The organism is Neisseria shayeganii (assembly GCF_014054965.1).
In the GTDB taxonomy this organism is placed as follows: domain Bacteria; phylum Pseudomonadota; class Gammaproteobacteria; order Burkholderiales; family Neisseriaceae; genus Eikenella; species Eikenella shayeganii.
Window position 1 is genome coordinate 1,416,065 of the sequence record NZ_CP059567.1, and the last position, 13,548, is coordinate 1,429,612.

The 13,548-nt window shown below is 60.4% G+C and carries 12 protein-coding genes and 1 pseudogene; 12 read left to right on the forward strand and 1 reads right to left on the reverse strand.

Annotated features, from left to right (window positions below; all coding sequences use genetic code 11):
* Positions 1–500: 500 nt before the first annotated feature.
* The 9 genes from aceE (at position 501) to H3L94_RS06895 (ending at position 8,691) form a co-directional block, all read left to right on the forward strand.
* On the forward strand, positions 501–3,179 hold the full coding sequence (gene aceE, locus H3L94_RS06855; protein WP_182121409.1) for a pyruvate dehydrogenase (acetyl-transferring), homodimeric type: 2,679 nt from the start codon (positions 501–503) through the stop codon (positions 3,177–3,179).
* A 76-nt stretch (positions 3,180–3,255) separates the two neighbouring features.
* Positions 3,256–3,897 (forward strand): hypothetical protein, encoded by a 642-nt coding sequence (locus H3L94_RS06860; RefSeq protein ID WP_182121410.1) that lies wholly within the window; start codon positions 3,256–3,258, stop codon positions 3,895–3,897.
* 131 nt (positions 3,898–4,028) lie between these two features.
* Positions 4,029–4,199, forward strand: a complete 171-nt coding sequence (locus H3L94_RS06865; RefSeq protein ID WP_182121411.1) for a hypothetical protein — start codon at positions 4,029–4,031, stop codon at positions 4,197–4,199.
* A 49-nt stretch (positions 4,200–4,248) separates the two neighbouring features.
* Entirely contained in the window at positions 4,249–4,632 is a 384-nt protein-coding gene (locus tag H3L94_RS06870; protein WP_182121412.1) for a hypothetical protein, read from the forward strand.
* Positions 4,633–4,864: 232 nt separating this feature from the next.
* The gene (locus H3L94_RS06875) at positions 4,865–5,506 is read left to right on the forward strand and encodes a LysE family translocator (RefSeq protein WP_182121413.1); all 642 of its coding nucleotides are present in this window, start codon (positions 4,865–4,867) and stop codon (positions 5,504–5,506) included.
* A 111-nt stretch (positions 5,507–5,617) separates the two neighbouring features.
* Positions 5,618–5,899 carry a hypothetical protein gene (locus H3L94_RS06880; RefSeq protein WP_182121414.1) on the forward strand — a complete coding sequence of 94 codons (282 nt, stop codon included), beginning with the start codon at positions 5,618–5,620 and terminating at the stop codon, positions 5,897–5,899.
* Between the two features lie 88 nt (positions 5,900–5,987).
* A complete protein-coding gene (locus H3L94_RS06885) occupies positions 5,988–6,599 on the forward strand; it encodes a hypothetical protein (RefSeq protein ID WP_182121415.1) in 612 nt (203 codons plus the stop codon).
* An 85-nt stretch (positions 6,600–6,684) separates the two neighbouring features.
* Positions 6,685–8,343: a dihydrolipoyllysine-residue acetyltransferase gene (gene aceF, locus H3L94_RS06890; RefSeq protein WP_182121416.1), complete on the forward strand. Its 1,659-nt coding sequence runs from the start codon at positions 6,685–6,687 to the stop codon at positions 8,341–8,343.
* A 78-nt stretch (positions 8,344–8,421) separates the two neighbouring features.
* On the forward strand, positions 8,422–8,691 hold the full coding sequence (locus H3L94_RS06895) for a DUF4190 domain-containing protein (protein ID WP_182121417.1): 270 nt from the start codon (positions 8,422–8,424) through the stop codon (positions 8,689–8,691).
* Here the strand turns inward: H3L94_RS06895 and H3L94_RS13015 are convergent.
* A pseudogene (locus tag H3L94_RS13015) lies at positions 8,688–8,925 on the reverse strand (ATP-dependent exonuclease). The gene H3L94_RS06895 and the pseudogene H3L94_RS13015 overlap by 4 nt on opposite strands.
* A 156-nt stretch (positions 8,926–9,081) precedes the next feature.
* On the opposite strand from H3L94_RS13015, the gene H3L94_RS06900 reads away from it, so the two are divergent.
* From H3L94_RS06900 to H3L94_RS06910, 3 genes are read left to right on the forward strand one after another with little or no spacing between them, the layout of a single operon-like run.
* Positions 9,082–10,638 carry a serine/threonine protein kinase gene (locus tag H3L94_RS06900; protein ID WP_182121418.1) on the forward strand — a complete coding sequence of 519 codons (1,557 nt, stop codon included), beginning with the start codon at positions 9,082–9,084 and terminating at the stop codon, positions 10,636–10,638.
* A gap of 31 nt (positions 10,639–10,669) precedes the next feature.
* The gene (locus H3L94_RS06905) at positions 10,670–11,749 is read left to right on the forward strand and encodes a PP2C family protein-serine/threonine phosphatase (protein WP_182121419.1); all 1,080 of its coding nucleotides are present in this window, start codon (positions 10,670–10,672) and stop codon (positions 11,747–11,749) included.
* A 51-nt stretch (positions 11,750–11,800) separates the two neighbouring features.
* A complete protein-coding gene (locus H3L94_RS06910) occupies positions 11,801–13,531 on the forward strand; it encodes an FHA domain-containing protein (RefSeq protein ID WP_182121420.1) in 1,731 nt (576 codons plus the stop codon).
* The last annotated feature ends 17 nt before the right edge of the window (positions 13,532–13,548 follow it).

Consider the following 13,548-nt stretch of genomic DNA (forward strand, 5'->3'; position numbering starts at 1 on the left):
CATGCACCGCAGAGGGCGGTTTTGCAGAGATTTGAGGTTTCCGGCAGCAAATTTCCGAATCACCCATTCGGCGTACCCGACGGTACTGCCTGCCGCCGGACATGCCCACTATGATGACGGGTCTGCGTACCATTGCGGCAATGCCCGCCCGGCAACGACACCTTCACCTCGAATTTTCCCTTTCTTTCCATTTTGTTGCTTTCCGCACATTTTAATTCATCAGGCGTTCTTATTTTTTCAGGTAGCCTGACAACAAAAAACCGTGCCGTTTCTTTCGTATAAATTTTGCCATGCGGAATCTATTGCCCTTTGGAATATTTACTGATACGATTTCACGAAAATACAGCATGTTGCAATGCAGCAAACCTCCCTTAAATATCATTTCTTGCCGGTTTGCTGCCGCATTTTCTTTTAAGCATTTGCTTTATATCGTTCTTTTTCGTGATTAAAAACGAAAAAATGAAAATAACCCAGTTTGATTTGTGATTAAAGGATTGAGTATGTCCACCGAATACAAAGATATCGACCCGGTTGAAACCCAGGAATGGCTGGATGCGCTGGGCTCTGTGCTGGAAAACGAAGGCTCGGAGCGGGCGCATTTTCTGTTGGAAAACCTGGTGAAATACACCCGCCGCCGCGGCGTGCACCTGCCGTTCGACGCTACCACCGCCTACCTGAACACCATTCCCGTGGGCCAAGAGCAGAAATCGCCCGGCAATCACGAACTCGAACACCGCATCCGTTCCGCCATTCGCTGGAACGCCGCCGCCATGGTGCTGCGTGCCGGTAAAAAAGACCTGGAGCTCGGCGGCCACATCGCCTCCTTCCAATCTTCCGCCACCCTTTACGATGTCGGCTTCAACCACTTCTGGAAAGCCAAAGGCGAAGGCGAAGAAGGCGATTTGATTTTCATCCAAGGCCACGTGGCGCCCGGCATTTACGCCCGCGCCTATGTGGAAGGCCGGCTCAGTGAAGAGCAGCTGGACAACTTCCGTCAGGAAGTGGACGGCAAAGGCCTGTCTTCCTATCCCCACCCCTATCTGATGCCCGATTTCTGGCAGTTCCCCACCGTATCCATGGGTTTGGGTCCGCTGATGGCGATTTACCAGGCGCGCTTCCTCAAATATCTGGATTCGCGCGGCCTCTCCAAAACCAAAGGCCGCAAAGTGTGGTGCTTCTGCGGCGACGGCGAAATGGACGAGCCGGAAAGCCAAGGCGCCATTTCCCTGGCCGCCCGCGAAGGCTTGGACAATCTGGTCTTCGTCATCAACTGCAACCTGCAACGCCTCGACGGCCCGGTGCGCGGCAACGGCAAAATCATCCAAGAACTGGAAGGCAACTTCCGCGGTGCCGGCTGGAACGTGCTGAAAGTGATCTGGGGCAGCCGCTGGGACGCCCTGCTGGCGCGCGACACCAACAACGCCCTCAAGCAGCGCATGGAAGAGTGCCTGGACGGCGACTACCAAACCTTCAAATCCAAAGACGGCGCCTATGTGCGCGAGCATTTCTTCAACACGCCCGAACTCAAAGCCATGGTGGCCAATATGTCGGACGAAGAAATCTGGGCGCTCAACCGCGGCGGCCATGATCCGCACAAAGTGTATGCCGCCTACCACGAAGCGGTGAACAAAGCCGACGGCCGCCCCACCGTGATTCTGGCCAAAACCATCAAAGGCTACGGCATGGGCGAAGCGGGCGAAGGCCAAAACATCGCCCACCAAGCCAAGAAAATGGACGTCAAATCGCTCAAGCAGTTCCGCGACCGCTTCGGCATCCAAGTGAGCGACGAGCAAATCGACAGCGGCGACCTGCCCTATTTCCGTTTCCCCGAAGACAGCGAAGAAATGCGCTACCTGCGCGAGCGCCGCAATGCCTTGGGCGGCTATCTGCCGCAGCGCAACCCGAATAACGAAGCCCTGCCGGTGCCCGCGCTGGAAGCCTTCGACGCCCAGCTGCAATCCAGCGGCGAGCGCGAGTTCTCCACCACCATGGCCTTTGTGCGCATCCTCTCCACCCTGTTGAAAGACAAACAGATCGGCAAACGCATCGTGCCCATCGTGCCCGACGAGAGCCGCACCTTCGGCATGGAAGGCATGTTCCGCCAATACGGCATCTGGAACCCCAAAGGCCAGCAATACACCCCGCAGGACAAAGACCAACTGATGTTCTACAAAGAATCGGTGGACGGCCAGATTCTGCAGGAAGGCATCAACGAACCGGGCGCCATGGCCGACTGGATTGCCGCCGGCACCAGCTATGCCAACAGCCGCTACGCCATGATTCCGTTCTACATTTACTACTCCATGTTCGGCTTCCAGCGCGTGGGCGATTTGGCTTGGGCCGCCGGCGACATGCGCACCCGAGGCTTTCTCTTGGGCGGCACCGCCGGCCGCACCACGCTTAACGGCGAAGGCCTGCAACACGAAGACGGCCACAGCCAGCTGCAGGCCGACCTCATCCCCAACTGCATCAGCTACGACCCCACCTTCCAATACGAACTGGCGGTCATCATCCACGACGGCTTGCGCCGCATGTATGTGGAGCAACAGGACGTGTACTACTACATCACCCTGATGAACGAAAACTACGTCCATCCCGCCCTGCCGCAACGCGAAGGCATTGAAGAACAGATTCTCAAAGGCATGTATTTGTTCCGCGAAGGCAGCGCAGGCGACAAAAAAGTGCAGCTCATGGGTTCCGGCACCATCTTCAACGAAGTGCTGGCCGCCGCCGATCTGCTGAAAGCCGACTTCGGCGTAGAAGCCGACGTGTGGTCCTGCCCCAGCTTCAACCAGCTGCACCGCGACGCCATCGAAGCGGAACGTCACAACCGCCTGCACCCCACCGCCGAACAGAAAACCGCTTTCGTGGCGCAACAGCTGCAAGGCCACGCCGGCCCCGTGGTGGCCGCCACCGACTACATCCGCAGCTTCGCCGAGCGCATCCGCCATGCCATTCCGGCCGAAAACGGCGGCTATGTGGTGCTCGGTACCGACGGTTTCGGCCGCAGCGACTCCCGTGCCAACCTGCGCGACTTCTTCGAAGTGGACCGCTACCACGTGGCCGTGGCCGCGCTGGGCGCTTTGGCCAAACAAGGCAAAGTGGACGCCGCCACCGTACAGCAAGCCATCGAAAAATACGGCATCCAAACCGACACCGCGCCCAGCTGGAAACGTTAATCTGCTGCCGTCCTCAGGCTACCTGAAAGCCTTTCAGGTAGCCTGGCACCCCCAAGAGAACCAGAGGAGAAACGCCATGTATTATCGGAAGAAAACCCTGATGCTGCTGCTCGGCAGCCTGTTGGCTTGGCCTGCGGCGGCGCAACATGTGCCGCAAGCCGTGCGGCATAATATCCATACCTGCGGCAGCGCCTCTTGTGCGGGTGCATCCGGCAGTGGCAGTCAACCCCGCGACACGCTTTTTCTAAACCCGCCCCCTTACACCCGTTGGCACATCCAGCGCGGCTTCGGCGTAGTGGCCATCCGCCATGAAGAAGACGACGTCGGCCGACACAGCTTTTTGGAACACGCCATGGGCGGCAGCCCGCAGGAGGCCGAGCAAAACGTGCGCAAAAAATGCGGCCGCGACAAATGCCACATCATCGCCCGCACCAGCAACGCCTGCGTGGCCGTATCCCATGCCATTGATATCGACCGCAACAACCGCTACACCGAGCGTTTTTACGTGGCGCCGCTGGATGCCGAAGCCCGCCGCATGCTGGCCGAAGGCTTGGGCGACACAGGAGCCCGCAAGAACGTTGGCTTCCATCATCATATCCGGGACGCCGCAGACGCCGCCTGCACCGCCGACCCGCGCAACCGCTCTACGGGCTACCGCGGCCTTTGCTACGACACAGAAGTGTTTTGCGCCCGAGACAGTATTTCGCCCGGCTACTGAGGCGCAACAGCTTGTGTGCCGAGCATAGACACACAAACCGACCTGACTGACTGCCGCCCGGCGGACAAGCCCAAAACCCTTAACCCCGGCATCCGCGCCCCGGCCGGTGCCGCATTGAAAGGAAACCGGATATGAAACGCCTCGCCCCCCTTGCCCTGGCGCTGGCCGCCCTGCTGCTCAACGCCTGCGGCTCTATCGGCGGATCCGAACTGCCGCCGCGCCCCGAAGCCAATCCTTCTGCTATAGAAGGCGCCGGCAGCGTATGGGAATGCACCCCGCAAGGCTGTCGCAAAATCCGCTGACCGGCGGTTTTCAGGTAGCCCGGCTGAGCAAACACTTCGAGGGAAAATCATGAAACGGATCATCCGCCACCACCAAGCGCTGGCGCTGGCCGCCTGCCTGACCGCCCTGCCCGCCGCCGCACAAAACCACAACGACGCCCGCTGCATGCAGGCTTCGGCCGATATTATGGAACTGCTTCTGATGGCCGGGAGTTGCGCGCCCGAGCAAATGGGCGACAAAGACACCCTGCAACCGGGCTTTGCCGAACTGAACCGTCGCATCAATGCCTGCGACAGCGGCCGCGATGCCGAGCGTATGCTGCCCGCGCTCAAGCAGCGCTTCCAAAACCATCCGCTCAACCCCGAACGCCCCGACAACACCCAAGCGCGGCAAGCCTATTGCGCCCGGGCGGCGGAACACGCCGAGCGCATCCTGAAGCCTTATCTGCCTTAAGGCTTGACACGCAGACTGGATTGCCGCACCGCGCAAGCCCGACCCGAACCCGGCAAAGGGCTACCTGAAACCGCCCCTGCCAGAACATCAAACAGAAAGGAACCGGACCACACCTGATCAGACACACCCGACACCCATTCCGGCGGGGTCTGTCCGTCCCACGCCACAGGCTGCCGAAAGCGGCCGATACGACGGCTGAACATCTTTTTTGCAATACCTAAGGAGACTCAGCATGATGTCTGTATTGGCGGCCTATGCGGCCACGGTGGCCGTGTTTTTGATTTTGCCCGGCCCTTTGAGTTTGGTGGTGATGAACGGTGCCAACCGTTACGGTTTCAAAGGGGCGCTGTTGTCGGTGGCGGCCACCAATGCCGCCTCACTGGTTTGGATTGCCTGCGCGGGGCTGATGCTGGCCGGCATCGGCAGCATCAGCGAAACCCTGCTCACGGTGCTCACCGGCATCGGCGGCCTGTATCTGGTGTATTACGGCATCCGTTTGTGGCTGGACGCGCGGCAGCGGCAAGCGCTCAAACTGCAACAGGCGGCCGAACTCGCGCCGCCGCCGCAAAGCCTCGGCAAAATGGCGGGCTCAGCGTTTTGGGTGGGCTTGGCCAGTCCGAAAGACATTCTGTTTTTCATGACCTTCTTGCCGCCCTTTATCGGCAGGCTGGACATGGGGCTGCTGCCCGGCCTGCTGGCGCTGACTGCGGTGTGGTGCCTGCTTGACTACCTGATCCTCACCGCTTACGGCATGGGTTTGGCCAAACTGCTGACGCCCAAACGCGAACGCATCGCCTATGCCTGCAGCGGCCTGTTGTTTGTGGTGCTCGGTTTGTATGCGGCGGCGGCCGGCATCCGGGCGCTGGCGGTCTGACCCGTGCTGAGTCGGTTTTGCGGCACACCGGCAAACAGGGCTGAAATTAAGCAGGATTCCGGTATCCCACCGTTTTCAGGTAGCCTGCCCGACCACACAAGAGGAAACTGTATGGACACCGATCTCGACAAAATGAGCCGCGACGAACTGCTGGCAGAAGTCCGCAAACTGCGCGCCGGCATCCGCGCCCACCGCGACAGCTCCGGCCACGATTTGTGCTGGTACCATCCCGACTTATGGGCGCTGCTGCCCGAAGAAGCCGGCAAAACGCCGCAAGTGCCCGATTGGCCGCAGTTTATGCGCGGCTGCGTGGCCTACCGCGCCTCGCTGGACGCGCAATGCCCCGAGGCCGTACGCATCCGGCAGGAGTTTGAAGACGGCCAATCCGCATAAACCCAATCAAGCCGCTTTCAGGTAGCCTGTGTCGGCCGATGAATCCAACAAACTTGTACGCCAACCCTTTCTAAGGCAGATAAACGCGATGAAACCCTTTCTGGCCCTATCTGTGTGTACGCGCTTAACCGCCTGCGCGGCCAACGCCCCCGTGGTGCAAACCGAAACCCGCTACGATCCGGCCACCCAAGCCCGCGTGCGCCTGTACGGCCAAAACCAAAAACCGGCACGCCTGGTCAGCGGCATCGACTGCGAACACAACCGGCGCGGCACCGCCGTCAGCGTGGGCCGCAGCTTGGGCGACGCCTTCAGCTCTTTTGCCGGCACCGCCCAAAGCAGCAGCATCGGCATACCCGAAACCGAAATCAGCCGCCACATCAGCGAACGCAACGGCCTGATGTCGCGTGCCGTATTCCGCGAGTATGTGGTAGCGGCAGGCAAACCGGCCAATGTGCAATCCTCCTACATCGGCCTCACCCACAGCAACAGGCCGGCCAACCCGATGGCAGAAAGCTATTTGGTGATGAAGGAAGGCAGCTGCCACAGTCAGTTGGCTTCTTTTGTGCCGCAAGCCGGACGCGATTATGAGGTAGTAGGGGCGACGGGCCGTGCTTGCGGCGTGGCCGTATTTGAGGTGGCGGCCGACGGCTCCACCCAAGCGGTGGCTTTACAGGACGCTTTCCGCTGCCGCAGACGCTGACATCCTTCCCGATTCCGAAGCGCCGCCCGCATCGGCGGCGCCTTATCCGACAACCAGAAAACCGTTTTACCGAAAAGGAAAAACAATGAGCATCGTAGAGATCAAAGTCCCCGACATCGGCGGCCATGAAAACGTGGACGTGATTGCCGTAGAAGTGAAAGCCGGCGACACCGTGGCGGTGGACGACACCCTGATTACCCTGGAAACCGACAAAGCCACCATGGACGTGCCGGCCGATGCCGCCGGCGTGGTCAAAGAAGTACGCGTACAGGTAGGCGACAAAGTTTCCGAAGGCAGCGTGATTGTGGTGGTGGACAGCGGCGCGGCGGCAGAAACCGCCCCCGCCCCCGCCCCCGCCCCCGCTCCCGCAGCCGCACCGGCCGCACCGCAAACCGAAACCGCTCCCGCAGCCAGTGCGCCTGCGGCAACGGCCAGCGTTCAGGTAGCCGTGCCCGACATCGGCGGCCACAGCGATGTGGACGTGATTGCGGTGGAAGTCAAAGCCGGCGACACCGTGGCGTTGGACGATACCCTGATTACCTTGGAAACCGACAAAGCCACCATGGACGTGCCCAGCACCGCCGCCGGCGTAGTCAAAGCCGTCTATGTCAAAGTGGGCGACAAAGTTTCCGAAGGCACGGTCATTATTGATGTGGAAACCGCCGCTGCACCGGCAGCTGCGCCGCATACTGCCTCTGCTCCCGCTGCCGCACCGTCTCCCGCCCCGGCGACTGCCGCGCCGACAACGCCCGCGCCCGCCGCCGAAGCGGCCAAACCGGTGGCCGCCTTCGGCAATACGCCGGTAAACGAAGCCGGTTTCGCCAAAGCCCATGCCGGCCCCTCCGCGCGCAAACTGGCACGCGAATTGGGCGTGGATTTAAGCCTGGTGCGCGGCAGCGGCTTGAAAGGCCGCATCGTGGGCGACGACATCAAAGCCTTTGTCAAAGCCGCCATGCAGGGCGGCGCCGGCAAAGGCGCCCCGGTGGCGGCCACCGCTTCGCTGGGCGGCGGTTTGGATCTGCTGCCGTGGCCGAAAGTGGATTTCGCCAAATTCGGCCCCGTCGAAGTGCAGGAGTTGAGCCGCATCAAGAAAATTTCCGGCCAAAATCTGGCGCGCAACTGGGTGATGATCCCGCATGTGACCCACCACAACGACGCCGACATGACCGATTTGGAAGACTTGCGCAAGCAGCTCAACAAAGAATGGGAGCGCGAAGGGGTGAAAATGTCGCCTTTGGCCTTTATCATCAAGGCGGCGGCCAAAGCTTTGCAGCAATTCCCCGAGTTCAATTCGTCTTTAGACGGCGAAAATCTGGTGTTGAAAAAATATTTCCACATCGGCTTTGCCGCCGACACACCCAACGGCCTGGTGGTGCCGGTGATCCGCGACGTGGATCAAAAAGGCTTGAAACAAATCAGCATCGAATTGGCCGAGTTGAGCAAAAAAGCGCGTGAAGGCAAGCTCAAACCGCAAGAGATGCAGGGCGCCTGCTTCACCATTTCCAGCCTCGGCGGCATCGGCGGCACCGGTTTTACTCCGATTGTGAACGCACCGGAAGTGGCGATTTTGGGCGTGTGCAAATCGCAAATCAAACCGGTGTGGGACGGCAGCCAGTTTGCCCCGCGCCTGATGTGTCCGCTGTCGCTCTCTTTCGACCACCGCGTGATCGACGGCGCCGGCGCCATGCGCTTCCTGGTGTTCCTGTCCGATCTGTTGGCCGATTTCCGCCGCGTGGCGGTATAAAGCAGAGACAGGCTACCTGAAAACTTTTCAGGTAGCCTGTATCGTTCCTGTGATTCAGAACAATATCGGAGGCACATTATGCCGACCTCTCCCTACACGAACAGCACTTTGGCCACCGTCAGCCTGGTTTGCGGCATTTTGGGCTGGACCATTTTGCCGCTGGTCGGCAGCGCCGCCGCCGTCATCACCGGCCACATGGCGCGCAAGGAAATCCGCCGCAATCCTGCTTTACAAGGCGACGGCTTGGCCGTGATCGGCTTGGTACTCGGCTACAGCAATCTGGCCGTCATCATGTTGGCCTTCATCATAATCTTTCTGTTTTTCGGCGGCTTGGCATTTTTGGGTTAACTTGCCGGCCTCGCTTGGCGTACCCGGATTTCAGCATCCTTGCCAACGGACACAGGCTGAGACCTTTGCAAAACCCTCAGATGTGGATGCAGTTCAAGGCGTAGCAGCACAGCGAGCGTGAACGCCAGGAATCCCTGTGGGAGAGACATATCACACGATAGGCAAGCGAGCGAGCAGTACCCATAGGGCATAAACGCACAACGCAGAAATGCACCGCAGATGGAGGTTTTGCAAAGGTCTCAGGCTACCTGAAAACAAGCGCAAGCCCCTGTCCATACCGGTTCAGATTGTGGTAAAACACGCCCCAATGGACCGGCAGATAAGCGCCCGGGCCGATTCGAGTTCTGATTTTTTCATCCACCTTCCGCAATCGCAATAAGGAACACGCCGATGACACCCCAAGTCCAACGCGCCGATGCGCTGCCTGCCGGCAGCCGCCTGCAAAGTTACACCATTCAGAAGGTGATTGGTTCGGGCGCCTTCGGCATCACCTATCTGGCCGAACATGTGCACTTAAGCTCTCTGCATGTGATCAAAGAGTATTTCCCCGATAGCGGCGTGCGCCTCGACGGGGTAAACGTGGCGGCCAAAAGCAGCAGCGACCAAGACCTGTTCGACTGGGGCTTGAGCAGTTTTTTCAGCGAAGCCAAACTGCTTTACGGCTTGAGCCACCCCAATATCGTCAAAGTGACCGATCTGTTCGAAGCCAACGGCACCGCCTATTTTGTGATGCCCTATCTGCAGGGCAATACCCTGCACCAATGGTTGAAGGAACACCCGAAACCCGACGAGGCCGCGCTCGGACAGATTTTCATTCCCTTGCTGGAAGGCTTGAAATACATACACGAGCGCCAACTGCTCCACCGCGACATCAAACCGGAAAACATTCTGATGACGGCCGGAGGCACGCCGGTGCTGATCGACTTCGGCGCCGCCCGCCAGGCCATCGGCCAGAAAAGCCGTCCGCTCACCCAAATCCTCACCCCGCCGTTTGCCCCCATCGAACAATACCAATCGCGCGACGTCTTTTTGCCGGCGCTGGACTTATACAGCCTCGCCGCCTGTATCTATCAAGCCGTTACCGGCAAGCTGATTGAAGAGGCTCCCGCGCGTATTGCCGGCGAAGACACCCAGCCCAAATTGGCCGGTAGTGCATACGAACGCCATTACAGCCCCCATTTTCTGGCCGCCGTCGATTACGCCCTCAACGTGCGTGCCGAACACCGCTTCCAAAGCGCCATGGAAATGCAGCAGGCCTTACTCGGTTTGAGCCCTTCGCCCGCCCCCGTGCAGGCCGCAAACAACGGACAAACCGTAGCTCTCCCCTCGCCCGCCGCCCATGCCGGCAAACGGGCAGCTACGTCAGCCAGACCGGTTTTGGTCAGGAAAAAAACCGCAAAACCGGCAGCAGGCGGCAAGAAAACCGGCTGGTTGGCAGCCGGTGCATTCGTCGTCCTGCTGTGTATTTTGGCATTCGCGTTCAGCCGTTTCCGACAAGAAGCAGCGCCTGCCCAAGCAAGCGAAGTCGTTGTGCGCCAAAACGACGGCCAACCATCTTCTGACGAGCACACCGACCCGCCTCTGCAACTGCCGGGCAGCACCGGCCAAGGCGAAGTGACAGGCATACAGATTACGGCAGAAACCGTGGCGGCGATGAACGAAGACCTGCCCAAAATGATTGATTCGCAAGCCATGCTGGAGCGGATTTACTATGCCGAAAACAGCCGCACCCTGGTTTATCAAGTGCGCTTCGTCAATTTCGCCGCCGGCAAGCTCAACCGCAGCGAGCTGGACCGCTTGGGCGAGATGATGCGCGACACCACCTGCCAAGATCCGAATATGCGCAGTTGGATTGTGGAAACAGCCAGCACGGTGCTGTTTGTTTTCAACGATAAAAACGGCAAACACCTGATCGACACCGCGGTATCGCGTCAGGATTGTCTGTAAGCCGGTGGCCTTGTCCGAAAGGAGTCTGATCATGCCCATCAACTTTCACCAAGGCCAGTACATCGGCCGCCGCGACGAACAACAGGATGCGCTGGGCAATCTGGTGCTCAACGCCCACACCAAACTCTATGTGCTGGCCGACGGCATGGGCGGCCATCAGGGCGGCCAACTCGCCAGCACCACGGTGGTGGACGCTTTTTTGGCTTTTTTTCAAAACCGAAATACCGAAGGCGATTGGGCAAACGCCTTGCGCCAAGCTCTGGACGCAGCGAACTTCGCATTGGCCGAACATTTGCGCACACGGCCGGAGCTGTCCGGCATGGGCACCACCGTCATCGCCGTGGTGGTGGACGAAGCAGCCGGCCGCTACCATTACATCAGTGTCGGCGACAGCCCGCTATATGGTTTTCAAGCAGGCCGTTTGGCGCGCATCAACGCCAACCATGCTTTTGCCGAAGATCTGAAAAAATGGCAGGATGCCGGAGAAATCAGCGCCGAACAGGCGGCGCAACATCCGGCGCGCCACGCGGTAACCAGCGCGGTGATGGGAAAAGACATTCCGCTGACCGATGACGGCAGCGGCGAGTTGGGTGCGGGAGATTGGCTGCTGCTGGCCAGCGATGGCGTGCAGACCCTCAGCGACGCAGCCGGCGGCGAGATTGAAGCCTTACTGGCGGCCGGCGGCACGGCCGAAAAACAGGTAAGCCGTTTATTGGCGGCGGTAAAAAACAAAGCCCTGCCGCAGCAAGACAACACTTCCGTAGTGCTGATCCAGGCAGGCATGGCAGACGGCAAGGCGGATGCGGCCCCTACCCAAGTATTGCCACCGCCTGTCACGGCGGCCAAAACCGAAGAGAACCGCCGGCCTGGGCGATTCTTGGGCGGACTGGCTGCGGCCGGCTTGCTCCTTGCCGCCGGGTGGTGGCTGTGGCTGCGTCCGACGCCTTCACCGACCGCACCCGCAGCTGACGAAGCGCCGGCCTCGGCTCCCGCCTTACCGACCTTGCCGTCCTTGCCGGCTTCAGCGGCCTTGCCGCCGGCATCAGAAGCCGTCGGCACCACCCCGCAACCCGGTTCCGACACGGCAAGCCAACCCCAAACGGAACACTGACCGGCCTACAGACATAACTTTACCTACACACCTACAAATGGGAGAACGGATATGAAAGCCTCCGCCGATGGTTTCCGCCAACCGCTAGCCGTTGCTTGCCGCAAGCTTTGTGCCGCCCTATTCTTGGCAGGACTTTTTACAGCACCCGCTGCCGCCGATCATACGCTGCAAAATCCGGTGGTAGAGGCCGGAGAATCGGTTTACCGCCTGTGGGGCGGCATGCCGGTACCGCCGGAGGTGTCGGCACAAATTGTGACGCCGGCCCTATTGAACGAAATCAACGGTAAGGGCTATGTGCGCCTCACCAACCAAGAAGGCAAAATACTGGTGTTGTTCAAGCAGAGCGGCAAACTGTATGTGTTTATCGGCCACGGTTCGGGCTACCTGATTGCCGACGGCGGTTATTTGGTGACCAACGACCATGTGGCCAATATGCAGGAAGGCGCACAAATATTCGTGGTGGAGTCGCTGGCGCCCAAACTCAGCCTGCTGCCCACCCAAACCCTGGCCAGCGACAACAAAAAAGATTTGGCCCTGTTGCAGGCCCCCCGTTTGCAAGGACGCCCGCTGCCCTTGGCAGACAGCCGCTTTGTGCAACCGACCCTGCCGGTGTTTTCGGTGGGTTTTCCGGGCGCGTCCGACGATTTGATGGCCGGCGGCGGCTTTGACGACCCCGCAGGTTACGTGCGTCCCAGCATCGGCGAAGGCACCCTCAAACACACCTACAAAGGCCATGCCGGCCAAGATGTGTGGGAGCACCACGCGCCCATCAGCGGCGGTAATAGCGGCGGCCCCCTGATCAACCGTTGCGGCCAAGTGGTGGGCACCAATGCCGCCGGCCACCGTCAGGTACAAAGCACCTTATTGGCGGTGGCCAATAGCGAGTTGTTGTCTTTGCTGCAAACCCGCCAAATCAGCCCGGTGCAAGCCGAGGGAGAGTGCGTGGATGCTGCGGCGGCGGCCGCCGGCCGGCAGATGCAGCTGCTCTACGGCGTGATGGCGCTGCTGTTGCTGGCCGCTTTGGGCGGGGCGGCGTATTTGTGGCGCCTGCGCGGCTTGGTCCAGGCAGGACGCAATCCGCCCATCAACTCACAGCTGATCCGCAAAATGGTGGGGGCCGAGGCGCAGCGTGTGGCCGCCGCCGCTACTCCGGCTGAGACGGGCAAATCCGCACGCTTGGCCGCTCAGGGCGGCGGAGCGGTCGATATTGCCCTGCCGCTGGGCAAGGCCATCGTGGTCGGCCGCAGCCGGGATGCCGATGTGGTGCTGGCCCTGCCCGAGGTTTCCGCACGCCATGTGCGCTTGCGCTATGACGGCACCGCATTGGCGGTGGAAGATTTGGGCAGCCGCAACGGCAGCTTTGTCAACGGCCGGCGCGTGGACAACGCCCGTTTGCAGGCCGGCGACGTGTTGCGTCTGGGCCCGGACGAACGCAGCCCCACCTTCACACTGCAAGCCGCCGCATCGGCAACCGTAGCGGCCGCACCCGTGCAATTGCAGCCCCTGGTGGCCGGACTGCCCGGCATCCGCCTGCAGCCGGGCCAAAGCGTACGCGTGGGGCGGGCCGCCGACAACGACGTGTGCATCCAACATCCGCAAGTGTCCGGCCACCATTGCCGCTTCAGTCTGGACGCCGAAGGCCGCTTGTGGCTGGAAGACAAACAGTCCACCAACGGCACCTTTGTGGACCACTTCGAGCGCCGCATTGAGCGCGTACAGCTACAGGCCGGCCAAACCGTGTATCTGGCCAGCCAAGAAGTGGCCTACCAAGTGAGCGGTTAAAGTTTTCCGATATTGTG